At 42.7% G+C, this 24,323-nt stretch carries 26 protein-coding genes; 13 read left to right on the top strand and 13 right to left on the bottom strand.

The features are described 5' to 3' along the window. Positions 1 to 40: 40 nt before the first annotated feature. Complete coding sequence (locus bslm_RS06450; protein ID WP_003232781.1) at positions 41 to 229, top strand: DUF8096 family protein; 189 nt, start codon at positions 41 to 43, stop codon at positions 227 to 229. 40 nt (positions 230 to 269) lie between these two features. On the opposite strand, the gene bslm_RS06445 is transcribed toward bslm_RS06450, so the two are convergent. Together bslm_RS06445 and yjiB are read right to left on the bottom strand one after the other, a co-directional pair. Beyond that, complete coding sequence (locus bslm_RS06445) at positions 270 to 1,448, bottom strand: glycosyltransferase (protein WP_003232783.1); 1,179 nt, start codon at positions 1,446 to 1,448, stop codon at positions 270 to 272. 22 nt (positions 1,449 to 1,470) lie between these two features. Next, the gene (yjiB, locus tag bslm_RS06440) at positions 1,471 to 2,661 is read right to left on the bottom strand and encodes a monooxygenase YjiB (protein WP_003232789.1); all 1,191 of its coding nucleotides are present in this window, start codon (positions 2,659 to 2,661) and stop codon (positions 1,471 to 1,473) included. 390 nt (positions 2,662 to 3,051) lie between these two features. Between yjiB and bslm_RS06435 the strand changes: the two genes are divergently transcribed. Next, entirely contained in the window at positions 3,052 to 3,330 is a 279-nt protein-coding gene (locus bslm_RS06435) for a hypothetical protein (RefSeq protein ID WP_003232791.1), read from the top strand. 30 nt (positions 3,331 to 3,360) lie between these two features. On the opposite strand, the gene bslm_RS06430 is transcribed toward bslm_RS06435, so the two are convergent. The 4 genes from bslm_RS06430 to fdhF form a co-directional block, all read right to left on the bottom strand. Then, positions 3,361 to 3,987, bottom strand: coding sequence for an NUDIX hydrolase (locus tag bslm_RS06430; RefSeq protein WP_010886490.1), 627 nt, complete (start codon positions 3,985 to 3,987; stop codon positions 3,361 to 3,363). A 78-nt stretch (positions 3,988 to 4,065) separates the two neighbouring features. Beyond that, complete coding sequence (locus tag bslm_RS06425; protein WP_003244850.1) at positions 4,066 to 4,707, bottom strand: DUF4352 domain-containing protein; 642 nt, start codon at positions 4,705 to 4,707, stop codon at positions 4,066 to 4,068. Between the two features lie 196 nt (positions 4,708 to 4,903). Beyond that, positions 4,904 to 5,464, bottom strand: a complete 561-nt coding sequence (locus bslm_RS06420; protein ID WP_003232799.1) for a helical membrane plugin domain-containing protein — start codon at positions 5,462 to 5,464, stop codon at positions 4,904 to 4,906. Further along, the gene (gene fdhF / locus bslm_RS06415) at positions 5,457 to 8,414 is read right to left on the bottom strand and encodes a formate dehydrogenase subunit alpha (RefSeq protein ID WP_003245240.1); all 2,958 of its coding nucleotides are present in this window, start codon (positions 8,412 to 8,414) and stop codon (positions 5,457 to 5,459) included. The genes bslm_RS06420 and fdhF overlap by 8 nt, the downstream gene beginning before the upstream one ends. 145 nt (positions 8,415 to 8,559) lie before the next feature. On the opposite strand from fdhF, the gene bslm_RS06410 reads away from it, so the two are divergent. Together bslm_RS06410 and bslm_RS06405 are read left to right on the top strand one after the other, a co-directional pair. Then, positions 8,560 to 9,135 (top strand): YjgB family protein, encoded by a 576-nt coding sequence (locus tag bslm_RS06410; RefSeq protein ID WP_003245827.1) that lies wholly within the window; start codon positions 8,560 to 8,562, stop codon positions 9,133 to 9,135. Between the two features lie 100 nt (positions 9,136 to 9,235). After that, a complete protein-coding gene (locus tag bslm_RS06405) occupies positions 9,236 to 9,634 on the top strand; it encodes a ribosomal maturation YjgA family protein (RefSeq protein ID WP_009967034.1) in 399 nt (132 codons plus the stop codon). 8 nt (positions 9,635 to 9,642) lie between these two features. On the opposite strand, the gene bslm_RS06400 is transcribed toward bslm_RS06405, so the two are convergent. Further along, on the bottom strand, positions 9,643 to 10,542 hold the full coding sequence (locus bslm_RS06400) for a DUF2268 domain-containing putative Zn-dependent protease (protein ID WP_046380950.1): 900 nt from the start codon (positions 10,540 to 10,542) through the stop codon (positions 9,643 to 9,645). 126 nt (positions 10,543 to 10,668) lie between these two features. Here bslm_RS06400 and bslm_RS20570 point away from each other — a divergent pair, with 126 nt between their 5' ends. Both bslm_RS20570 and bslm_RS06395 read left to right on the top strand, forming a co-directional pair. Beyond that, positions 10,669 to 10,836 (top strand): YjfB family protein, encoded by a 168-nt coding sequence (locus bslm_RS20570; RefSeq protein WP_015252312.1) that lies wholly within the window; start codon positions 10,669 to 10,671, stop codon positions 10,834 to 10,836. 124 nt (positions 10,837 to 10,960) lie between these two features. After that, complete coding sequence (locus bslm_RS06395) at positions 10,961 to 11,434, top strand: YjfA family protein (protein WP_052728185.1); 474 nt, start codon at positions 10,961 to 10,963, stop codon at positions 11,432 to 11,434. 39 nt (positions 11,435 to 11,473) lie between these two features. Here the strand turns inward: bslm_RS06395 and pdaC are convergent, their stop codons facing one another. Continuing rightward, on the bottom strand, positions 11,474 to 12,877 hold the full coding sequence (gene pdaC, locus bslm_RS06390) for a peptidoglycan-N-acetylmuramic acid deacetylase PdaC (protein ID WP_003245023.1): 1,404 nt from the start codon (positions 12,875 to 12,877) through the stop codon (positions 11,474 to 11,476). A 253-nt stretch (positions 12,878 to 13,130) separates the two neighbouring features. Between pdaC and cotT the strand changes: the two genes are divergently transcribed. The 4 genes from cotT (at position 13,131) to bslm_RS06370 (ending at position 15,800) form a co-directional block, all read left to right on the top strand. Further along, a complete protein-coding gene (gene cotT, locus bslm_RS06385; protein WP_003245601.1) occupies positions 13,131 to 13,379 on the top strand; it encodes a spore coat protein CotT in 249 nt (82 codons plus the stop codon). Positions 13,380 to 13,501: 122 nt separating this feature from the next. After that, the gene (gene cyoE / locus bslm_RS06380) at positions 13,502 to 14,491 is read left to right on the top strand and encodes a heme o synthase (RefSeq protein ID WP_080481057.1); all 990 of its coding nucleotides are present in this window, start codon (positions 13,502 to 13,504) and stop codon (positions 14,489 to 14,491) included. Between the two features lie 619 nt (positions 14,492 to 15,110). Continuing rightward, positions 15,111 to 15,440, top strand: coding sequence for a YjdJ family protein (locus tag bslm_RS06375; RefSeq protein WP_003232822.1), 330 nt, complete (start codon positions 15,111 to 15,113; stop codon positions 15,438 to 15,440). 165 nt (positions 15,441 to 15,605) lie between these two features. Then, positions 15,606 to 15,800: a DUF4177 domain-containing protein gene (locus bslm_RS06370; protein ID WP_003232825.1), complete on the top strand. Its 195-nt coding sequence runs from the start codon at positions 15,606 to 15,608 to the stop codon at positions 15,798 to 15,800. Between the two features lie 39 nt (positions 15,801 to 15,839). Here the strand turns inward: bslm_RS06370 and ybaK are convergent, their stop codons facing one another. Beyond that, a complete protein-coding gene (ybaK, locus tag bslm_RS06365; RefSeq protein WP_003244878.1) occupies positions 15,840 to 16,319 on the bottom strand; it encodes a Cys-tRNA(Pro) deacylase in 480 nt (159 codons plus the stop codon). Between the two features lie 228 nt (positions 16,320 to 16,547). Between ybaK and bslm_RS06360 the strand changes: the two genes are divergently transcribed. Both bslm_RS06360 and bslm_RS06355 read left to right on the top strand, forming a co-directional pair. Beyond that, positions 16,548 to 16,943 (top strand): hypothetical protein, encoded by a 396-nt coding sequence (locus tag bslm_RS06360; protein WP_009967031.1) that lies wholly within the window; start codon positions 16,548 to 16,550, stop codon positions 16,941 to 16,943. A 218-nt stretch (positions 16,944 to 17,161) separates the two neighbouring features. Beyond that, positions 17,162 to 17,668, top strand: coding sequence for a GNAT family N-acetyltransferase (locus bslm_RS06355; protein ID WP_046380948.1), 507 nt, complete (start codon positions 17,162 to 17,164; stop codon positions 17,666 to 17,668). 45 nt (positions 17,669 to 17,713) lie between these two features. Here bslm_RS06355 and bslm_RS06350 read toward each other — a convergent pair whose 3' ends face one another. From bslm_RS06350 to manR, 4 genes are all read right to left on the bottom strand, one after another. Then, entirely contained in the window at positions 17,714 to 18,196 is a 483-nt protein-coding gene (locus tag bslm_RS06350) for a YjdF family protein (RefSeq protein ID WP_080481030.1), read from the bottom strand. A gap of 169 nt (positions 18,197 to 18,365) precedes the next feature. Next, on the bottom strand, positions 18,366 to 19,313 hold the full coding sequence (gene manA, locus bslm_RS06345) for a mannose-6-phosphate isomerase, class I (protein WP_014479507.1): 948 nt from the start codon (positions 19,311 to 19,313) through the stop codon (positions 18,366 to 18,368). A 14-nt stretch (positions 19,314 to 19,327) separates the two neighbouring features. Beyond that, positions 19,328 to 21,280: a PTS mannose transporter subunit IIABC gene (gene manP, locus bslm_RS06340; RefSeq protein ID WP_046380946.1), complete on the bottom strand. Its 1,953-nt coding sequence runs from the start codon at positions 21,278 to 21,280 to the stop codon at positions 19,328 to 19,330. A gap of 147 nt (positions 21,281 to 21,427) precedes the next feature. Beyond that, complete coding sequence (gene manR / locus bslm_RS06335) at positions 21,428 to 23,374, bottom strand: mannose transport/utilization transcriptional regulator ManR (RefSeq protein WP_046380945.1); 1,947 nt, start codon at positions 23,372 to 23,374, stop codon at positions 21,428 to 21,430. 550 nt (positions 23,375 to 23,924) lie between these two features. On the opposite strand from manR, the gene bslm_RS06330 reads away from it, so the two are divergent. Then, positions 23,925 to 24,272: a BLB8/JUQZ-1 family protein gene (locus bslm_RS06330; protein ID WP_003232839.1), complete on the top strand. Its 348-nt coding sequence runs from the start codon at positions 23,925 to 23,927 to the stop codon at positions 24,270 to 24,272. Positions 24,273 to 24,323 lie beyond the last annotated feature (51 nt).

Raw genomic sequence — 24,323 nt, 5'->3', positions numbered from 1 at the left:
TAAGATAAACAGCAGACACGTCTTGTAACGGAGGATCGACATGGAAACCAAAAAAGAAGAATATGAAACAAAAGGCTACGATACATCGATTGTTTACGAATTCAATGAATATCCGGATGCCCGCAGCGGGCGCTGCGACAACTGTGATTACACACTGTTCAAAAGCTCTGTAAAAGGCGGAAAATTTCTTAGAGAATGCCGGAGATGCGGGATGAAAAAAAATATTTAAACAGAAAACCGAAATCAAATTGATTTCGGTTTTTATGTTTTTACTGCGGGACAGCGGATTTTTTCATAAACGCTTCAATCTCAGCTGCCGCACGCTCCGCTCCGCCAGCTTCTTTTACATCCTTTTGCATATTCTTGACGCGGCTGAGCAGCTCTTGATCACTGGATACAGCCTGAACCGCTTCCTGCAGGCTGGAAACAGTCACTTCCTCTTTCGGCAAATAAACGCCAAGGCCTAATTCATCAACCCGATTTGCAGTGAGCTCCTGCTCATACATTTGCGGAATGACGACAAGCGGCACACCTGCGTTCATCGCTTCCATCGTACTGTTCATCCCGCCATGAGAGATGAACAAATCAGCTTTCTCTAACACCTCAAGCTGCGGCACACTTTGGCGAATGGTAAAGTTAGCAGGAATATCCTCCAAGCTTTCTGGATCAATCGTTTTCCCAACCGACATGATCACTTGCCATGAAGAATCCCGAAATGCCTTGATGCACATCTTGTAAAATTCCGGCCATGCGTTAAACGCCGTACCCAAAGAAATCAGCATAAGCGGGCGATCATCCTTGTCAATCAACAGGCTTTCTTTTTCCTTCCGTTCTCCGAGAGAGGGGCCGACAAAACAGAAACGGTCATCGAACGTCTCATGCTGAATCTGAAAAGACTTCGGCATAAAGACAATATTTAATGCTTCCGGCACAGCTAACTGTTCAAATGAAACAGCCGGCAACTTCTCTTGCTCCAAGTAGGCTTTAAATTCAGCCTCTGCTTCTCTTATTTTTTTCAGCATGTCTTCATTTCCTAACTGAAAGGATTCATTTTGGGCATATGACGAACAGAGCTTAATGACCGGAACATTAAGCTTTTCAGCAAACAATTTACCAGCCAGCGCAACAAAGTCATAGATGATCAGATCAGGCTGATCATCCTTATATAACTCCTCAAGCTGCGGCAGAATGCTGAGTGATTCTTTCAAAAGGCTGAGGGGCGCGTCATTCTTTTCCATCATCTCCCTGATTTGCTTAGGATCAATATTCAAGGATGTATGATAGATCAATGCTTCTCCACCGGCTTGCTGAACAGCGGGCGCAAACTCCTCAGTCGTCGCGTACGTGACACGGTGCCCTTTCTCACAAAGCTTCTCTACTAAAGCAAGCGTAGGATTGACATGTCCGTACGCCGGGATATTGATCATCGAAATATGGTACTTTTTCATGAATCTCCAGTCTCCTTATCTATTACATTTTCACACGGAAGCTCTTTAATCCGTATATCACACTGTTTTCAATCGGAGTGATACTGACGCACTCCATATGAGGAAAAGCAGAAATCAAAGACGTTAACGCGATATTTGCTTCAAGACGGGCAAGCGGGGCCCCAAGGCAAAAATGGATGCCGTGGCCAAACGCAATATGCGGATTGGGATGGCGGCGGATATCAAACATGTGCGGTCTGTCAAACTTTGCTTCATCACGATTTGCCGATGCCACAAACGCCAAAACCATATCACCTTCTTTAATCAGGTGCCCCCCGATCTCCGTATCCCGCTTGGCAATGCGCCTCAAAACCGGGGCCGGCGCTCTGAAACGCAAGGCTTCCTCCACTGCCTGAGGCATCAGTTCAGGATGGCTGCGCAGTTCCTCGTAAACGCCTGGCGTTTCTAATATGCTGTACATCGCATTTGAAATCAGGTTTGTAGTGGTTTCATTTCCGGCCACCAGCAGCAGCGTGCAAAACGGAATCAGCTCTTCACCGGACAGCTTCTCGCCTGTTTCTTCCGCTTCCACTAAAATAGAAATAATATCCTGTTCCGGTTTGTTTCGCTTTTCTTCTATGATGCCGGCAAAAAACGCGGCCAGTTCTTCCTCACACTTATCTCGTTCTTCCAAAAAGGCTTTTTCAGCTTCTTCACTTTTATCCTTCGGTGTACTGACCAGAAGATCAGACCATGCTTTAAACTGTTCCATATGCGCTGAAGGCACTCCCAGCAGCTCAGATATCACAATAACCGGAAGCGGGTATGAAAAATCGTGAACAAGGTCAAACTCACTGCGCCCCTGAAATTTTTGAATCAGTTCATCTGTGATTTCTTGAATTCTCGGTTCCCATTGCTTCATCACGCGCGGAGTAAAGGCTTTGTTCACGACTGAACGGATTTTTGTATGCTTCGGCGGGTCCATGTTAATGATGGAATTTCCAATAGAGCTTGTCTGCTGCGGCATGCAACTGGAAAACAACTCTTTATCCCCAACAACTTTTTTGACATCATCATAAAGAAAAACGCTCCACACTTGGTTTTCTTCATCAAAGGAAACAGGCGCATCCTTTCTCATCGATTCATACCATGGAAACGGATGATACGCATCCTGTTTGTTTTTCCCATTGAGCAGCGCTCGCTGCAAGGCTTGCCGGCGGTTTAACACATTCATGTACGGTCACTCCCCTTGAAAGAATTCAGCAATTAATGTTCCACTTCACCTCCCGCTTTCGAAAAAGAGAGGGACTACCACAAATAATTAAATTGATAACAGCAGGCAGGCGATCACGATGTTCGATGCAGGCATCATATATTCCCCCTCGAATTTCGTTCATCTTACCATAATCTTTCAATTTTTTTCTATTCTGCACTGCTGTTTTGGCTCACAACGTGACCTTAGGCATAAGCACGCAAATCCAATATGGATTCAATTGCACCGCTCCGCTCAAAAAACGTCTCTGTTTTCAACCAAATGCACTAACTCCAAAAATGACTTTCCCATTATGTAAAATAATTTGGTTCTATGATTAAATAGAAGGTAAAAGGTGAAGGAGAGAACAACGTGGCAGCACAGACTGATTACAAAAAACAAGTTGTCGGAATCCTACTTTCACTTGCATTCGTACTCTTTGTGTTCTCTTTTTCTGAGAGACATGAAAAACCGCTTGTTGAGGGAAAAAAACAGGAAAACTGGCATACTGTCGTCGACAAAGCCTCCGTCAAAATTTATGGCAGCCGATTAGTTGAAGAAAACAAATTAAAGCAAAAACTCGGCCATAAACAAGCCGATTCTATTTTGACCCTTCTGAAACTCGCCAACGAAAAACACATTACATTATAAAAAAGAAAGAGCCCACAGGCTCTTTCTTTTTTAGTCAAATATCGTTTTCTTGTCCGGATGGCGCAAAAAGTCAAACAGCATGCTAAGCTGTGAGGGTGTGTTTCGTTTAGGAGAAAGCGGCGGGAGTCTGTCTTCCGGAAAAAAAGCGGCATGATTCGTCTCGATCCCTGTTTCCCCCTGCCCGTCCGTCATGCTGCATGCGATGAAGATTTTATAATAGTGATAAGGCTGAGGGGGATGAGAGTGTTTATGGCTGTCTAGCACGGCCAGCAATCGAGACGGCTCTGTATCGTACCCCGACTCTTCTTTGATTTCCTTGACAACGTTTTCAGCCGGCGATAAACCAATCTCGCAAAATCCGCCCGGCAGCGACCACAGCTCATCATGCTTCTCCCGGACAAGCAAAATCTGATTCTCTCTGAATACAGCGCCGCGAACATCCGCTTTCGGTGTTGGATAGCCCTTCTCGCCTTGCCATAAATCAGTGATAACTTCAATGTCCTTCTCCGAGTAATCCGCCATCATTTCCGCGCTAAGCTTCATTAGCTCTTCGTACCTCTCCCTGTCGTACACATCCTTGGAAAAAGCAAGCCCCGCTTGGGCGATCGCCCGAATCCGCTGTGCCCGTTCCAGCCATTTGGTTTGCACTTTTATCACTCATCCTTTCAAGTCAAGTTTCGCTATAAAAAATGCACGTTTTCCACAGATGAAAAACGTGCAACTGTAAATTAGCATCTAATCTAACTTCACCAAGTAATCAATATCGTCCTTTACTCTCTCTTCTGTATTACTGCTATTTGTATCAGCTAAAAACGGATTATATACCAGTGTGTAATGTTTCTGTTCTCCTTTAGGGATGACATAACTGAGTACACCTGTAACCTTTTTCCCCGATACTAGTGTTCCTCCCATAAGGATTCTGCCCTTCTCTTCTATAGAAAAAACAGGCCGCACTGATTGATCATTCTTATCTCTTAAATCAAACCCGATAAAATTGTAGCTTATTGAATCTTCCCCTATATTTTCCATCGTAACTTCTATAATAAGCCGTTCCTCATCATCTTTTATTGTTTTTGTCTCCTCATTTACAGCTCCGCCAACATTCATATATTCACCTTTTTGCACTCTATCAACTTTATTCACTGTAAAATTCGTATGTCCTGCTTTAAATGTTTCTCCTATTTTATGTATTTGATCATCTTTTTTGGTCTTCGGCTCACCGCCTTTTTTCAATTCCTTATCAAGTTCCTTTTCAAGCTCTTCTTGCGATTTTTTCTCTTTCGGTTTTTCCTTCTCTGACGCATCGCTCGATTGGCTGCACGCAGAAAGCGCTAACCCGATCGTCAAGACAAATAATAGTAATAAGACTTTTTTCATGATTGTTCCCCCATCTAAAGTAATCGATTTCTATTATAATCAGATTTTTCCTTTTCTTAACAGGTAAGAAAGTAACGATTATTTCTATCTCATTCATCACAATCTTACTTCTTCCTAGTATTTGAATATTTTTTACTAGTCCATTAGACCTTTTCATCAAAAAACCCGAGCTGGCTGAAGCCGCTCGGGTGGGAGGTCAATCTCGCTTATTCATTCCTCTTTTCTCTCGGGGTTCCTGATGATGTTTTTGGTGTTCCGGAGGCTGCGTCGTGCGTTCCAGCTCCTTTGTATCTTGTCCCATTCCTTTTAAAAAGGAAAAGAGCAGTGTAATTGATTTGTTGATTTCCGGGTCTTTTAGCGAGCGGATAATATCAAAATAACCTGTCTTTTCTTCACTGTTTTTCTGCTCTACAGCGCTTGCCACACCCGCATTCACTTTCAAAATGAGAGGCTCCAGCTGCTTCACGTCCAGCATGCCGAGTGTTCCAAACAGAAGAAGCAGATTTTTCAGCGTATTGGCTGTTTCCTCTGTATCTGCCTTTTTCACCAGGATATCAAGAACTTTATCCCCTTGACCAAAAAGGCCGCGGAGCAACGGCAGGACCCCGCGCTCGTTCATATGGCCCAGCATATGCAATGTTTCGAGAATCGCTTCTTTGTGGTCAATTAGAGCATCTTCAATTTCCCGCAAATCACGCTTTCGCTGATCCTCTTCTGTTACCTCGATTTTTTGGATTCGTTTAATCGCTTTAGCCATTATGGCCCATCCCCCTTTTCACAGCGTCACCAGGGAAAATATAATCCTTCCGCGCCCATTTCTTATGAACCTGCACACCGATTTGCGGCTGCGGATTGCCGTTGCGGTGGTTGATCTTAGGCAGCGGGCTGATTCCGTCGTGCTTCAAAATTTCCATCTTGGCCGATGTTTCTTTGTAAGCAGGCGTATCGGTATCCTTATCGGCATGGCTGCCTGTTAACAGGTTGATCGCCGCTTCCCCTGAATCGTTCATTGGCAGATATACTTCCTTCCCTTTGACTCGATCAGTAATCAGGCACTTCACTTTGACATTTCCGAAAGGCGATGTGAGTCTGACGAGGGTTCCGTCCTGAATCCCTCGTTCTGCCGCAAGCTCAGGAGAAATTTCTAAGAACACTTCCGGTGTTTTCTCCGAAATCCCTTTTGATTTGTAAGTCAGGTTCCCTTCGTGGAAGTGCTCCAAGAGCCGCCCATTGTTGACATGGATATCATATTCCTCACCGAATTCCTTAGGCTCTGTCCACTGGACAGGGTAGAGAATGGCCTTGCCGTCTGGGAAAGGGAAGCGCTCTGTAAAGAGTAAAGGCGAATCCTTTCCATCAGCGTTTACAGGCCATTGCAGGGAATTATAGCCCTCAAGACGTTCATAGGTGACACCGGCATAAATCGGCGACAGCTTGGCTGCTTCCTCCATAATGTCTGCAGGATGCTCATAGAGCCAGCCGGCGCCAAGCTTATTGGCAACCTCCATAATAATCTGCCAATCCGGCTTTGATTCACCCAGCGGTTCAAATACCTGATACAAACGCTGAATCCGGCGTTCTGTGTTTGTAAACGTTCCTTCTTTTTCAAGGCTCGGGCTCGCAGGAAGAACCACATCAGCAAACTCCGCTGTACGTGAAAGGAAAATGTCCTGCACCACAAAGAAATCAAGCTTTTCATATGCAGCGTGTACATGATTGATATTGGAGTCGACAAGGCCCATTTCTTCACCTTTTACATACATCGCTTTCAACTGTCCGGAATGGATTTTTTCAATCATTTCGTGGTTGGTCATACCCGGCTCCTTCGGCAGCGGCACACCCCACACACGCTCGTATTTTTGGCGGACTTGTTCGTCCGTCACTTTTTCATAGCCCGGTAGTCTGTCAGGCATACTCCCAAAGTCACTTGCTCCCTGCACGTTGTTATGGCCGCGCAATGGGTAAGAACCTGCTCCCGGTTTTCCGTAGTTTCCTGTCACAAGCAGCAGATTAGAGATCGCCGTGCTCGTGTCGCTTCCTCCAATATGCTGTGTCACGCCCATCGCCCACAATGCGCACACACTGTCAGCTTGCCCGATCATCTCTGCCATTTGGATAAGGGTTTCTTGATCAATCCCGGTTTTCTCCTCAGCATATTCAAGTGTGTACGGCGCGAGGCTTTTTACATATTCATCCCGTCCGTTCACTCTTTCTCTCAAAAATCGTTCATCGGCCTTGCCGTTTTCTATTAAATATTTGGCGATCGCATTCAGCCAGACGATATCCGATCCGGCACGCGGCTGGACAAATAAATCTGAGCGCTCTGCCATTTCGTGCTTTCTGATATCCGCGACGATCACTTTCTGCCCTCTCAGCTTATGAGCCCGTTTAATCCGAGTGGATAAGACTGGATGCGACTCAGACGTGTTCGAACCGATAATCAAAACAAGGTCCGCTTGCGCGATATCTGTAATTGATCCTGAATCACCGCCATAGCCGACTGTCCGGAACAGGCCGGCAGTCGCAGGAGATTGGCAATAGCGAGAGCAGTTGTCCACATTATTTGTGCCAATGACCCCTCTGGCCAGCTTTTGCATAAGATAGGATTCTTCATTTGTACATTTAGAAGATGTAATAAAAGCGAGAGAATCCGGGCCAAACGCCTCTTTTAATTCAGTGAACTTGCTGGCGATCAGCAATAACGCCTCCTCCCACTCTGCTTCACGGAAATGATCGCCTTCACGGATCAGCGGCTTTGTCAGGCGTTCTTCGCTGTTAACGAAATCCCAGCCGAACTTGCCTTTCACACAAGTAGAAATGCCGTTGGCAGGCGCTTCCTCCTGCGGCTCTACTTTCAGAATGTCTCTGCCCTTTGTCCAGACATCAAAGCTGCAGCCGACGCCGCAATACGTGCAGACGGTTTTCGTTTTTTTGATTCGTTCATCACGCATGGCCGATTCCATATCAGAAATCGCGAGAATCGAGCCGTAGCCTGTCTCTACGCCTTTCGTGATCTCGATCATCGGTCGCAGCGTTTCGTTATTGATGCCTGTTAAATATCCGGCTTCCCCTTCCATTCCTTTTTCCATCATCGCGTTGCACGGACAGACCGTTGAACAATGGCCGCATGACACACATGACGACTCATTGATCGGCACGTCGTTATCCCAAATGACGCGCGGGCGTTTCCGCTCCCAGTCAATGGTCAGCGTTTCAGTTACCTGAACGTCTTGGCATGCCTCAACACAGCGTCCGCACAATATACATTGATCTGGATCATACCGATAAAACGGATGGGATTCATCCTTATGGTATGGCTTGTGATCAAACGGAATGCTTTGGTGATTGATTTTCATTTCCTTCACCGTATTATGTATTTCGCATCCCCCATTGTTGTAATCGCAAACTGTACAATAAAGCTCATGATTATATAAAATCTTGTCCATCCCGATGACCTGCGCTTTTTTCACGTCAGGTGAGAGCGTATCAATGACATCCCCATCCTTTAATTCAGCGGAGCACGACCTCTTCAGCTCACCATTGATGCTGACGATGCACGTATCACATGTCTCAATCGGCCCTAAGCTTGGATGATAGCAAACTTGCGGCACTTCAATCGAGCTGTTATTCAAAAGCTGCAGCACCGTCTGTTCCTCGGACGCTTCCATTTCAACGCCGTTTATTGTGATTGTTTTCTTGCCAGCCATCTCCATTCCCCTTTCTTGCTTTATATACCGAATTACCTATTTCAGTTCCCTTACAACAACTCAATAAAACATACAAAGCGCACTCACATGTTTCGTTGCAAAAACACGGGGAAACGGAATGGTAGATCAATTAGGAGGGATTAACATGAAAAAGACAATGTCTGCTATAACCGCGGCAGCAGCAGTAACAAGCTGTTTTACCGGCTTTGGGGCTGCGTCCTTTTCAGCACCGGCAAAGGCCGCAGCTCAAACAAACACACTCTCAGAAAACACGAATCAATCAGCCGCTGAGCTTGTCAAAAACCTCTATAACACCGCCTATAAAGGGGAAATGCCTCAGCAGGCGCAAGGCCTTACCATTAACAAAAGCACAAAAGGGGATGTCCACGCTGCGTTTGGGGAACCGGAAAGACCAGTCGGGGGAGACAATCGATTTGATTTATATCACTGGAATATGGGACAGCCGGGCTACGGATTTTCCTATCATAAAGACATGACAATTTCAGAAATCCGCTACTTTGGAACCGGTGTGGAACGGCAGCTGAATTTAGGCGGAGTTACGCCGGAAGTGCTGCAGAAGCAATTAGGACCAGTAAATCGGGTGTTAACCGTCCCGTTTACCGATGAAATCGATTATGTATATGATACAGGCCGCTATGAACTCCATTTTGTAATAGGCACGGATCAGACAGCCGACCATGTAAACCTAAAAGCAAAATAAACACCCTACGCGGCTATTCAGCCGCTTTTTTAGTGGACAAATAAAAGCTATATTCCTTACAATACAGGGAGATGAAGCAGAGACGGGGTATCAATTCGCAATGAAGCGAAATCGTTGGATATATGCAGTTTTCACCATACTGATCATTGGGCTGGGGCTTGGATCCAGAGCATTCTCCAGTGTTCTTCCTGATACCCTCAATACTTATCTGGGAGACTCGTTGTGGGCCGCCATGATCTTCACGGGATGCGGATTTCTATTTCGGAAGCTGAAGACAATGATAACGGGCATTATCAGTCTTTCTTTCTGTTTTGTCATTGAATTCAGCCAGCTCTATCATGCCGAATGGATCGACCAGATTAGAGATACTTCTCTTGGCGGGCTTGTACTAGGGTACGGTTTTTTATGGAGCGATATCGAAGCATATACAATCGGAATTGCCGCCTGTGCCGCCATAGAACTGCTGGTTTTGGGAATCAAAAAGCGCCGCTGTATGTGACGCTTTTTTCATGTAGAAAACAGACCGCATTGAGAAATAATGGTCTTCGCATCCAAACGTGTGGCCTCGCTTATCGTGATATGATGTTGATTCATAAATGACTGAACGGCATGATAGCCAACTGCATAACCCGCAAAAGCCGATAAACCTGCAGGCTTAAAGCCTTGGTCGTTAGCAATTGGATCACCAAACATATAACGGCTGACTTCCGAAAATCCTTTCACATCCAGCACCTCATTAATCACATCAATGGAATATTGCAAGTCTTCATGATCAAAACGAGTTACCCAAGGGCCCAATCGTTCCGTACCAAACAGCTCTCTGGCGAATGATTCCGCCAATCCTTCAATCACAAGATAATCCCCGACACTTACAGAGCCATGATGAAAATCTATATACGAAAACCGCACATTATGATGAAACTCATGAGCAATAATTGAAGGAATCCTTGGCAGGTTATAACGGTTCGGATCAAGCCATACATGAATAAAGCCCGGTATCCCGCCAAACCCGCAGTAGCCTTTTTGCAGCTGAAGTTTATTTGGATCAGCGATATAAAGGCCGAATTTGATCTCCTCTGCATTCACCCGCAGCTGTTCGCGCTCAGCAAAAAATATGCATTGCCGAAGTGCAGACTCAGCTGTCTCTGAAACATGTGATTCTTTCAGTATTTGTAGTGCTTTCTGCCCACTTTCAGCATCACGGACATCCAAATAGCCAAGCATTTTCGCAGCCATGATCACATCATAGCCGTTTGGCTCCTTCGCTTTCAGCGGAACTTGGATGGCGGTCCACATCTTTTCAAACGGCCTCATCATCGTATACCGAAATTCATCTTCTCTTTTCTGTTCTTCCATTGAAAACAGCTTTTCGTATTGCTCAAAGGTCTTTTCCATTACAAGATTCATCCTGATTCCCTCCTTGTCAAAAACATACGATATGCCGCAGCGTAGGGGTCAACAGCGAAAATTAAGCCATTTTTCACTGTAAAATGATACAAAGCCGCCGATAGGTAAGGCATAGGAGGTGGAACGATGGATATTCCTGCTTTATCAGTTGCAATGCATCAAGCATCCCTTGCCCAGAATGTTAATATCGCTTTAACGAAAAAAATGCTGGATACCGCCCAGCAAAATGCCGATCAAACCTTAAAGATGATTCAGCATCCGACTCTCGGACAAACCATTGATGTAAAAGTTTAACCTCACATCAAAGGCGGCCAAGAACTCCATCCTCCCGGCCGCCTTTATTGTTCACAAAAAAGCATGCATGTTTTGATTGTTCCTCCATATGATTTATTGTTTGCCATATTAAGGAGGTCATAAATTGAAAAGACTGTTTATGAAGGCTTCATTGGTGTTATTCGCAGTAGTATTTGTTTTTGCCGTCAAAGGAGTACCCGCCAATGCGGAAACCCATGCCTACGATGGAAAAAGCCCTTATTACAATGATTGTGCGTCCAGCGGCTCTACAAAAAAATCCTCAAACTTAGTGAATGCCAGCAATCAAGTCATCGGAGTAGTCGAGCTTAAATTCAGCAGTACATGTAAAACGGCTTGGGCAAAAATCACGATGAATAATACATTGACGTCTGGCTTTGAAGCAAATGCGGAGATTACCCGAAACACGGACGGAAAGAGATATAATTGTGATTCTGCAGGCGGCAATGGAAAAGCGGTGGCCGGCCAAAAGTCTTGCTATACACCGATGGTATATGATTTAGATCCAAGGACTTCTTACGCTTTTGGCAAGTATTCAGGACCAAACTTAAATGTTTGGGCCACCACAGGCTCTTATTAAATAGAAAAAAGGCTGTCCGTACGGACAGCCTTTTTTAATTTATTTCGCTTCTCTTTGTTTTTTAACCTCTTCAAGCTGAGAAACTGTCACCAATTGATAGCCTTGATCGGTGAGCTTTTTTATAATTTCATCGGCCGCATCAGCAGAGGTGCGGTAAATATCGTGAATTAAAATGGTTCTTCCATCTCCCGCCTGATTCATGACACGGTCAACAATTGTTTTTTTGTTACGGTCTTTCCAATCTTCCGGGTCAACATCCCATAACGCAACATCCATTTTCATTTGACTCCGCAGTTCATCATTAATGCCGCCGTATGGGGGTCTTACAAGCGTCGGACGATATCCGCTTATTTTTTCAATGATGTCTTGCGTATCATTGATCTGCTTTAACGCTTCTTTCACTGAAAGCCTTGTGAGAAGCGGATGGCTCCATGAATGGTTCCCCACCTCATTTCCTTCTTTCAGCATTCTTATTAGCGTTTCCGGATAATATTGAACTCTGCTCCCCAAAACAAAAAACGTGGCATGACCCTTATATTTCTTCAAGGAGTCTAGAATCTGATTTGTTGTCGCAGGATTCGGGCCGTCGTCGAAAGTAAGCGCAATGACTTTTTGATTTGGATCAACTGTTTCCTCTTTGGGTAAAGAAATCACTTCATGCTTCGGCTTTTGTTCTTTGATTTTATTTTTATTTTTTGCTTTATCAATATATTGTTCTTTCAGAATGTCTTTCAAAAGACTTTTCTTAATGGCAATCGATTGCTCTCCAAGATAGCCTGCTGCAACCTGATATGTGTCAAAGTAAAGTTCGATATAATCCTCCTTGATGGCAAAGCGGCTGAAATTTTCTTTTTTCGGAGCCGTCCCTTCCTTTAACAGTGCATCGTCCGCGGCAATGTCCTTATTCTTTTTCAGCTCGTGATAAGCGATTAACGAAAGCTTATGTAAGTAGTCAGCGTCCTCTTTGAAAATATCATCAATGGAAAGAAACGCTTGTTTACTAAAATCATAGTTAAACGTTTTTTTCACGGTTTGCCCGTGTGCCCCGCCGATGTATTTATATTCATTAAATACAATCGCCACTGTCTGTTTGGCATAATGGACAATTTTATAATCAACATTTAATTCGTTGCGTTTTGTCGTATGCTCTTGGTCAACGTCCTTTGTTTCCTTTTGAAATTGACGAACCTCTTTTTCTGCGAATCTTTTTAATGCCGAATCCATTTTTTCATTTTTGAAAACGGGATAGTTAACCGCGTAATTAAAAGTTTTCCCGTCATTCACAAGCGTTGCGATCTCAACATTCCCATATTGAGAATCAGTTCTTACTTTATTCATGACCGTTTCTTTTTTCAATGAATGATTATGGAAAAAGCCGATAAGGCCCACCACACATACAACTGCTATTAATACATGAAACCATTTGATTCTTTTTGCCAACAACAAAAACTCCTTCTTTCGTAGCCATTTCGATTTACTCTTCATCAGTTGGAACTGTATCTATTTAGAAATGTTTTTGTAACATTGTAGTAACATTTATTTCACATTTGTAATACTATGAGATTTAGAAGTTCATGTCAATCCTTTTTAAGGAATTTCATCATAAAAAAAACCGAATTTCATGAATGTACATACACCCAACTTAAGCATCAGGAATATGGTAAAAGGAATAAAAAAAGCTAGGGAGGTTTTCCTCTTGGATTACCCTTTGAATGAACAGTCATTTGAACAAATTACCCCTTATGATGAAAGACAGCCTTATTATTATCCGCGTCCGAGACCGCCATTTTATCCGCCTTATTATTATCCAAGACCGTATTATCCGTTCTACCCGTTTTATCCGCGCCCACCTTATTACTACCCGCGCCCGCGACCGCCTTACTACCCTTGGTACGGTTACGGCGGCGGTTATGGCGGAGGATATGGCGGAGGTTACGGTTACTAGTCGCCGCATATCAAAATGGGGGCAGTCCAGCTCCCCATTTTTTTGTTTTAAAAATGACAATATCATGAAAAATATAGGAAATAATTGTGATTCCGTCCCCCTCTTGTTACGATAACAAAAGCATGCAGTTTTGGGGGAGGCGTCTATTTTTGAAGAATACAAGAGATTCTGCAGCCATATCTGAAACAAAATACATAAAAGCTTCGAACCGGGTAACCATTTACGATTTTATCAAACTTGCAAAACCCGGCATTATCATATCAAACTCGATAGCAGCCTTCGGCGGATTTTGGATCGCGTTTGCAAGCGCAGAAAAAACGTTAACCGGCTTGGCTTTTTTGATGACAATGGTAACAGCAATGTTGGGAACCGCGTTTGTGATGGCTTCCGGCACTGTCTATAACAACTATTTTGATCGGCATATGGACGCAAAAATGGCACGCACTCGCAGCAGGGCCTCGGTCACAGGGAAAATGCCGCCAGCCATGATCTTAACATATGGCTCTGTTTTAGGGATCGCAGGCCTTGCCATGCTTTATTCCCTCAATCCATTAACGGCCTTTCTCGGACTGGCCGCCTTTATTTTTTATGCGATCATCTATACGGTATGGGTGAAACGAACGTCTGTGTGGAGCACATTTGTCGGGAGCTTCCCAGGAGCTGCGCCGCCATTGATGGGGTATTGTGCCGTAACCGGTGACTTCAGTATGACAGCAGTGCTGTTGTACACGATTATGTTTCTGTGGCAGCCGCCGCATTTTTGGGCGATTGGGATAAGACGCAAAGAGGAATATCGCGCTGCTGGCGTTCCGCTCTTGCCAGTAGTCAAAGGCAACCATGTAACTAAAATAAAAATGATGCAATATATTGCCGTCCTGGTGCCGGTCACGCTATTATTTCCTTTCTCTCTCGGCACCGGCCATATAAGCCCATTTTATTTCTTAGCCGCCTTGGTTCTCGGAGGCATATGGATCAAAAAAAGCATCAAAGGATTCAAAACAGACGATGACGTGAAGTGGGCAAAGGATATGTTTGTCTACTCGCTTATTTATTTTTGCTTGCTGTTCTTCATCATTATGATCGATTCATTTATGATGCTTCTGATCAGATGATGCAAAAAGAGCCACACATTAATGTGACTCTTTTTTGTTTGGAAAAACAGCATCTAATAGAAATGTCATGGCAAAAAACACAACCATGCAAATCAAAAATCGTATAATCTCACTCAAAATCCAGCTATCAGCTATGCGCATACCATCGGTTTCTCGGAGTGTTGCGCATATTGAAAAAATCATGAGTATGTTTTTTAGGGTTTCTTTGTTCATAAAATACCATCGCTTTCTCGATAGGATGACTTAAAGGCAATGAAATAAGTCATCAAGATATAAAATGTGTCGCATCGTTGCATGTTTTGATTGAAAGAAATCATTGTTTTTTTGCCAGCCAATTGTAAAGCTCAGGCAAACAGATGAAAACCGTTTCTGTGAAAAAGCAGATCTAATCGAATGCTTCTATACTCTCTCCACAAATAAAAAATGCTAAGAAATACATTTGTTTCTCTAATCTATAAACCCGCACTCTTTTTCCATCATCAGGTATTATAAGCCAAAAACAAACAAAAAAATAGACTTGCGTTTGAGTTGTATGGAAGTGAAATTGCAAGAATAACCCATACGGTGGTAATATATTGTTTGATTTTCCCATATTCATAGATTTGGAGGTCATACAAAAGTGAAGGGAATATTTTTAGTTGTTCAGCTTGGATTTTCTATTATGGTATTTCTGTTTTTAGCTGCTGTTAATTGGTATCAAGGAAGCGAGCTTGTTTCAGATCGATTTGATTGGAACTATACTGCTAAACTCTCAAAACTGCTTAATGGAATTGATGCCGTCAGCAGCCCCAAACAAATTTCACAGCTTGATTTTTTCATCTACTCCGCTAAACACTACCCTGTTATGAGTGCGTTAATGATCATCTCCTTCTTATATGTTCTGGCCGCTCTTTTTTTACTTATATACTCAGTCAAATGCAATAAGCAAGAGATTCATTTGGACTGCTGACCCGGTAAAATTCGTTTTTATAGCCCCTTAACTCTTCCCAGATGCATGCAGGCATCAGGCATAAATGGATTTGTTTAGTGAGTGAAATATACTTTCCGACCTTAACCTAGGTTTTCGGAACTTCTCGCTCCATTTTACGTATACCTTAATAGGAGGGATCAAACGATGAAAGAATATGAATTCGTAAGAGTTGAGCTGAGTACGATGAGAAGAAGGCCTAAAGAAGACTACCAGCAAATCATCCATGATTATGCGAAAAGAGGCTGGAGATTCGTTCAGATTTTCGCTCCCAGTATAGATGGGTATGGGGCAGCTGCTTATTTTGAAATCATATTTGAAAGGGATGCGGAAAAAGCTTAATCGATATGACTAAGCTTTTTCGTTCCCCTATATCTGCATCTATACAATTTCTGCAAATGCGGCATCACATGATCTGGCTAAATCTTGTGGCGCCAACTTTAGCTGCATACCGATTTTCCCTGCACTGACAATAATAAAATCAAGCGTTTCTGCAGATGCATCAATATAGGTCGGGAACAATTTTTTCATGCCAATTGGCGAGCAGCCGCCGCGAAGATAGCCAGTTACCGCTAACAGCTCCTTCATTGCAATCATTTCTATTTTCTTTTCCCCTGTCACCTTTGCTGCCTTTTTTACATCTAACTCTTCTGCAACGGGTACAACAAAGACATAATAATGATTTGTTCCTGCTGCTGCAACCAACGTTTTATATACATATTTCAAAGAATAACCGATTTTTTCCGCAACAGAGATGCCATCTACCGGCTGGCCGTCTGTTTTATACCCTAATACCTCATAAGAGATGTTCTGCTGTTCTATCAGACGAACCGCATTTGTTTTTGCCATTTTTTTCGCCATTGTTTTCACCCACTATCAAAATGATGTATGTCTAACTTCTTGCAGTAATATGTAAATTCTATCATCCTAACCTGCATTTTCAAGGTTACTAGCATTGAATCAACGGAAGGACAAATTGATTTCCTTGGACGCCTATAGCCCATTATTAGTCTACATGGAACAAAACAGGAATGAACAAATAACTCCCACATACAATTTGTATGAATGGAAAATAAAGGAGTGGTTGCTTTGTATCATTACTTTTATGGCCCTGCGTTAATTCCTTACTTTTCACATACTCATAACCCTCAAAGAAGTCCAGACTTTTCAGAAAGACAGCGAAGAAGAGAAATCACATTGACTGTAGATGGCTTTGTCCCCCCATCTTCCACCGAAGATCTTGGAGACGGCTTTTATTCTTACGCATGGACGAACCAACAGGTCATCAATCCAGGTGAATACTTAGTTTGTCATCTTGAAGGAAGAGATATCAACGTGATAAATGGTGGGTTCACTCCGCGCGATACTGCTCCATTGTATGCGGTAGCAAGCTTTCCAAGACGAAGAAACCAATGGGTCATTATCATTCATAATCCCGTTCAAACCCAAAGAGCCATATCGCTTTATTTGATTGCGAAAAGGTAGCACAACATGTTATCAGAAACCCTGCATTCAGGAACAGAAAAACGGGTAGGGACACATTAACATCAGCATTTTCCTACCCGTTTTTGGTCTGGGCAAACTCTCCCCTGTCACTCTTTCAATCCCCCTCAATTTTTTCATCTTTCTCTACTGCCAAGGTATCAGAGAAAATTGTTATATGTTATCATTATTCCCAGTAAAAAGAAAAGAGGATTAGATATATGGTTCTCCTTGAAACGAATCGATTACGATTAAAAACGATTGATATTCCCCTTCTTGACGCAGCGTCTAAACAAGATCATCAGGCTATCAAAGACTTAGGTTATGAAACAAATGGTGAATGGCCAAATTCTGATTTTTTTGAAGCGATACCTTATTTCCGCGAGATTTTAGTCAAAAACAATGGAACAAAAGGATTTGATTCATGGATTATTGTAAAGAAGGACAGTCATGAAATTGTTGGAGGAACTGGATTTTTAGGTGACCCAGACGAAAATGGCATGATTGAAATCGGTTTTGCAACAAATAAAAGTCATCGCCGCAAAGGTTATTGTGTGGAAGCCGCCCAAAAACTAATAAACTGGGCATTAAGCCAAGAAACAGTATCCCGGATCACCGCAAGATGCGAACATGATAATCTAGGCTCACAAAAAACCTTGGGGAAGTTAGGGTTTATATTGAATCATAAATCAGCGGATTATAAACATTGGATATATGTTACAAAGTAGAGTCCTTAATTACAAAAGCAGGCACTGCGCCTGCTTTTGTTTGGATTATTTACCTCTGTGCTTCTTTTTCGCTTTTTGCTTACTGAGCATATACCTTTGCTCTTTTACATGTTCTCGTTGTTCTTTCATTATTTGTTTTTTCTTTTGCTTTCTTGCTTCAAGCTCTAGCTTTATCGCCTCTTGAGCTTTAGAAGCTACTCCGGCGTTTTTCAACTCTTTTGAAACCTGGCGCTGCAATCTTTTTGGATTGATCTTTTTTTGACGTCTGCCTTGTAAACGAACTCCTTCCTGCTCAGCTTGGGCCAACATATTCAGGAGTTGGTTATGAACAAACTCTAATACTTCAGAATCCCTCGGCTCTTTGCCAAAAAGATGACGAAAGGCTCTTAGCTTTCCATTGTCCACAACTTCAACAACGCCTACCCAAAACTGACCATCGTAGTAAATCGTTAATTTCATAACGATTCCCTCCTCATAAAAGATATTAAAGAATGATGGACATCCCGAGGAGGGGAAGGTTACTGACATTCTCAATCATGCATCCGGACTACCAACCGAATCGTGTTTTTTCATTCTTTACCATATACAGAAAAGAGTGTAACATTTCTTCTCCAACTATTAAACTCTTATTTTATTTAGATCATTGCTGGAGAATAGGCGTCTTCACTCGCAAATTTATTTCTCAAGCCCTGCCATGTTACAGATGGGAGACGATACATTCTGCATATCCTTCGAGTTTAAATTCTCCAAGACCGTAAGGCAGCAACATATGATCTCCTTTTTTGAAAGGATAGACATACTCACCAGAGATCATACGGCCCTCCCCTTCAATCACACTGATAAGAAGGAATGGTTTTTGCTGCTTTAAGCTTGCTGATCCTGATAAGTTCCATTTCCCCACCGAAAAGTAAGCGCATTCAACCAATGTCGTTGTAAGCAAATCCTCAATTTGTTCATGGTGAACTGTATGCCGTTCTGGAATAGACGGGACCTCTATCACTTCGATGCTCTTTTTCAGATGAAGCTCGCGCAGCTTGCCTTCTGCATCTTTTCGATCATAATCATATAATCTGTAGGTTGTGTCTGAGTTCTGCTGCGTCTCCAAAGCAAGAATTCCTTTTCCAATCGCATGAACAGTACCGCTTGGCACATAGAAAAAATCCCCCGGCTTTACCTTTACACGGCGCAAGAGCTCATCCCATTCTCCACGCTCTATCATGGTAGTTAGTTCTTCCTTTGTTGTTGCATTGTGGCCATAAATAATCTCGGCATCTTTTTGGCAATCAATAATGTACCAGCATTCTGTTTTTCCAAGCTCACCGTTTTCATGTATGTTGGCATATTCATCATTCGGATGCACCTGAACAGATAAGTCCTGGTCAGCATCTAATATTTTTGTAAGCAGAGGGAAACGGTCCCCTTCAAGCTGTCCGAATAAATGTCTGTGATGTTCCCATAATTCGCTGAGCGTGAACCCCTTATACATTCCGTTTTGAACAACGCTTTGACCATTTTGATGCGCGGCAAAAGCCCAGCACTCCCCTGTTCGTTGTGACGGAATGGTATAGCCAAAATCAGCTAAAGCGGTCCCGCCCCAAATTCTTTCTTTGAAAACAGGCTTGAAAAATAACGGTTCAGTCGTCATGAAAATCCCCCGCTTTATTCGATTTCTTCTAGCAGCTTGTATGCTTCTTCTGTTGTTTGCACGGAGAGCAGCCGCTCCCTATAATTGTCATCCATTAGCTTTCGAGATAGCATCTGCAGTATTTTGAGATGCTGGTTTCCCCCGCTCTCTTTCGGTACAGCAATCATAAAGATTAATTTAGCTTCTGATCCATCCAGGCTATTCCAATCAACGCCTGATCGTTTGATCCCAAAGGCAACACTCGGCTCCCTGACCGCCTCAGACTTTCCGTGCGGAATCGCGATATTCATGCCAATCGCCGTTGTTCCCTGTTGTTCACGATTCAAAATGGCTTGTTTAAACCCGCTCTCTGAAAGCAGCGCACCTCTTCGTGACAATTTCTGAATCAATTCATCTATGATGTCATCCCTCGTTTCCCCCGATAAATTTGGTTCAATTAATTCCGGGCTGATAATGTCTGTCAGTTTTTTAAATTCCGACATCTCAGCTTTTTGGCTTTGAATTGGCTGCTTTATTTCATTTGATGCCGCAGCTTCACTTGGCGCGGAGGGCGGTGCAGTTTCACTGAGCACAGGAGACGCCGTAATATCCTTTTTTAGTACATTGACGAACAGAGCAGTGACAAGAGATCCTGCAATCACAGCAATAAAAAACATCAAGACATGATCAACTGCGCCAAGCACTGCAACGATAGGTCCGCCGTGCGCCACTCTGTCTCCCACATTGCCAATCATCGCTATCACAGAACCTGTCATTGAGCCTGCCATAATACTTGGAATGACGCGCAGAGGGTCCTGCGCCGCAAATGGAATCGCTCCTTCAGTAATGCCGAAGAGTCCCATCGTAAATGCCGCTTTCCCCATTTCTCTTTGAGATGCCTCGAATTTTCTTTTTCCTAAAAACGTCGCAATGCCAAGGCCAATCGGGGGGATACAAATGGCGACAGCAATTGGTCCCATAATTTCATAATTTCCTTCTCCAATCATTGCCGATCCAAACAGAAACGCCACCTTATTTACGGGACCGCCCATATCAAATGAGATCATCGCCCCTAAAATCAATGCCAGAAGGATCGAGCTCGACCCTTTCATCCCCGCCAGCCAAACTGTTAAAGAGGCGAAAATTTGAGCTACAGGCGCGCCGATCAAAAATACAAACGCTAAACCTACAATCAGTGATGCAAACACCGGAATAATAATAATCGGCATAATCGGCTGGATGGCTTTTGGAACTTTTAATTTTTTGATCCAAAGTGCAGCGTATCCGGCCAAAAACCCGGCAATAATCCCCCCGAGGAATCCGGCGCCGCTTGCGCTGTCATAAAAACTTCCAGTCGCCGCAATATAACCGCCGATCATACCTGGCACAAGCCCCGGTTTATCAGCGATGCTATAGGCGATATAGCCGGCTAAAATCGGAATCATAAATGAAAATGAAGCACTGCCGATCTGTTCAATCGTTTTCCAGAAGGAATCATCCGGAATAACTAAGCCTTTAGGTGTTTTCTCCCCTCCAAGCGTTAATGCAACCGCTATCAATAATCCGCCGACAACAATGAAAGGAACCATAAATGAAACGCCGTTCATTAAATGACGGTAAATTGGATTTTGTTTCTTCTCCTGATGATTACCGGATTCCGATTTTGTAGCGGAACGATAGACCGGTATATCCCCGTTAAGAGCTTTTTGAATCAATTCTTCCGGTTTGCGGATACCGTCCTGTACCCCCACAGACAGCAGTTTTTTGCCTATAAACCGGTCTTTGTTTACCGAACGGTCTGCAGCAATAATGATTGCTTCCGCTTCGCGAATTTCCTCTTCGGTTAGCTTATTTTCGACACCAATCCCTCCCTGGGTCTCAACTTTGATGCTAACGCCCAGTCTGTCAGCAGCTTTTTGCAGATTTTCCGCTGCCATATATGTATGGGCGATTCCATTCGGACAAGATGTAATCGCTAACAGTTTCATAGGAACCCTCCTTTAAAGTGTGAATTATAAGATCTTGTCTCAACTGTATACCGAAATCAGCTCATTAAAATCGCTTTTTTTTACCATAGGTTCCGGTAATAAAGGCATTTTTCCCTATAACAAAAAAAGCAAGGAATAATCCCTGCTTTAATAATCCAAATGAGATAAAAATGTCATGACATTGGCTTCTTTCGTCAGCTTCTGGACGAAGGCCGGCTGCTCGCTAAGATATGAAAGCTCGCTAAACAGCTGCTTTGTCATAGTTTGATCCTCGTGTTTGACAGCCAGCATAAAAACGAGCGAAACTTTTTCATTTCCCCATTCAAGCGGCTCCTTTAATGTGGCAATCGCGATTGCTGATTGTTTAATAAATTTAGCGTTTGCATGAGGAATGGCAATGCCTGACCCAATATTTGTCGCCGACATTTTTTCCCTCATCACCGCATGAACCGCATAGTCCTTATCAACATAGCCTTTCTCAAACAAAGCTGTCGCCAGCTGTTCGATTAACTTGTAGCGATGCTCCGCCTCCTGCTGCAAAAAAACCAAAAAAGGAGTCGTATTGTTCAGCATCTGAAACGTTTTTTGTTTTTGGCGGTGTGATTCGCCCAGCTGACGTATAAACGCACTTAATTTCTTCTCTTCGCCAGGCTCTAAAAGCGGAGATACAACAATATGGGGAACCGTTATATTCTCCAGCGCAATGGTGGATATGACAAGATCAATATCCTCATGCTTTTTGATATAATCCTTTAAATCGGCCTTTGCAATACAAGCCATTACAGCGATTTGGTGATATTTCCGTTCAATTTTTGTCCGCAGCAATTGTGACATCCCAATCCCCATGTGGCAGACGATAACCGCCTTTTTATGTGTTTCGCTGCTGCCCTGCATCCGTTCGATCGCTGCCTGAAAATGCAATGTCAAATATGCTGCCTCTTCCTCAGGAATATGAAGATCAAAAGTTTGATTAATGTCTTCCAAAACATCAATGATGAGGTGGAACAAATAAGGGTACATCTTTTTGATGTCATTGAGCATAGGATTTGCTACAGAAAGATCGTAGCTCAGCCGTTGTAGCACAGTATTGAGATGAATGTTCAAACCATTGATCAAATCCTGATCCTTGTGAAAATCCATCATTTTCAGCTCTGAAACACGATTGATTAAATGCCCTACAACCTTAGGAAGCACAGCATTTTCAAGGTTCTCTTCTGTCTGCAATGGATAACGAACTTTACCGCCCAATATATGTAATGTTAAGTACACGGCTTCTTCTTCTGGGAAGCGGATTGCAAAAACCGGTTCAAGCCGCTGTAAACAAGCAAATGTCCATTGATATTCTTTCTTCTTTTTTACTGCCGCCATTTCTTTTGGGGACAATGAAATCGGCTGCTTCATTTTGATGCGGCGGACCATTAACAATGTATGCAGCAGCAAACTTTCAAACGTTTCGTCTGTGAAATAGAGGGAATGCTTTTTTTGTAGTGATTTGATTTCTTTCGTCACAAAGTCTACTTCATAATGTAAAAACTTACTTTTAATAAATTGGCTGGTAAACGCTGTATTGTGGATCAAATCAGATATTCTTGCCAATGCCTTTCTTTTATTTCTTTCGTTCCCTTCAACCTTTAATCCAAGCCGCTGCCTAGAAACCAGTGTGAGATCAAAACGCTTCAGCCACTCTTCTACTGCGTATAAATCCTTTTTTATGGAAGATCGATTGACAAAATGCCGAGCGGCAATGTCTTTTGCGGAAACAGGCTTCGGATTCATTAATAAGTCATAAGCAATGTGCAGCATTCTTTCTTCATCGCTCCGCTGCCTAGAAGAAAAATGTTCAGTATGTAATTGTTGGCTTAGCCAGGTCCTTTCCTGTTCTTCTATATGTAAATAAACGCCCAACCCTGGTTTTCGAATAAGCTGTGCATGAGAATGCTCATTGAGATAATCCTCGATCACTTTCAAATCATTCCGGATTGTTTTTTCAGAACACTGTACCCTATCTGCGAAATCTTGCACAACTAAATAGTCATCAGGTTCAGATAACAACAGATACAAAATCTCTTTTTGTCTTGTATTTATGTATTCCATCTGTTTTTCTATCCTTCCTGTCAGTATCTACTTGAGCAAATTGATAGTATAAGTATACTATATAAGAAACCGTTTACATTATAAAACAAAATCATAGAGACAAAAGTTTCGTTTTTTACCGAAGCTTCCGGAAAAAAGCGATTTTTATACTCTTTGAGTTTGCTATGTAATGTATATTCAGCAGAAATTCATAAAAATACTCCAATTCTTCACCTATTTAGAACGAAGATTTTCTAATGTATGAGTACGAAAGTAAGAACATGATGAAGAAAAGTGATTTGGTATCTTCGGGGATAAAGTGCAGGTAACAAAATTTCCACACGCTCAACAAACTAATACCCATCAAATGTGTGCTATTAACATTTTAAGGATGGCCATTCTCTCTCAGCAATTTTCCATCATAAATACAAACTCTGTGCAGGGCACACAATATTCTTAGCTCAAATCAATTGATCGTTCACATATTATTAACATTTATTTACAAGGAAAATAATTACTTTTATTGAATTGTTATAGTGCAAGACAAAAAACTTTAAAGGAGTGTTTCAAAATGAATTTCAAAAAAACGGTTGTTTCTGCTTTATCGATTTCTGCGTTAGCTCTGTCGGTCAGCGGGGTAGCTTCAGCTCATGAAATAAACTCCACACCTACTGAAGTAAAGAACATTTCTATTTCACCTACACATGTTATCAAGATTCAAGACTATAATTTACCTCTAAAAGTTGGAGAAACCTATTCTGTTAAAAATAATTCAGCTACTCGTTATTGGACTGATAACCAAAAAGTTGCTGAAGTCGATCAAAATGGTTTAGTGACGGCTAAATCAAAAGGGAAAGCCACGATTACTTTGTTTAAAGGTACTGCAGTATTCGGAAAAGTATATGTAACGGTTTATTAATCTTTATCCGCCAGATTTTCTGGATGCAAAACATGCATGAATAAAATAAGG

This window comes from Bacillus sp. LM 4-2 (assembly GCF_000978495.1).
GTDB lineage: Bacteria > Bacillota > Bacilli > Bacillales > Bacillaceae > Bacillus > Bacillus subtilis.
This window is presented reverse-complemented; position numbering and strand designations above follow the sequence as displayed.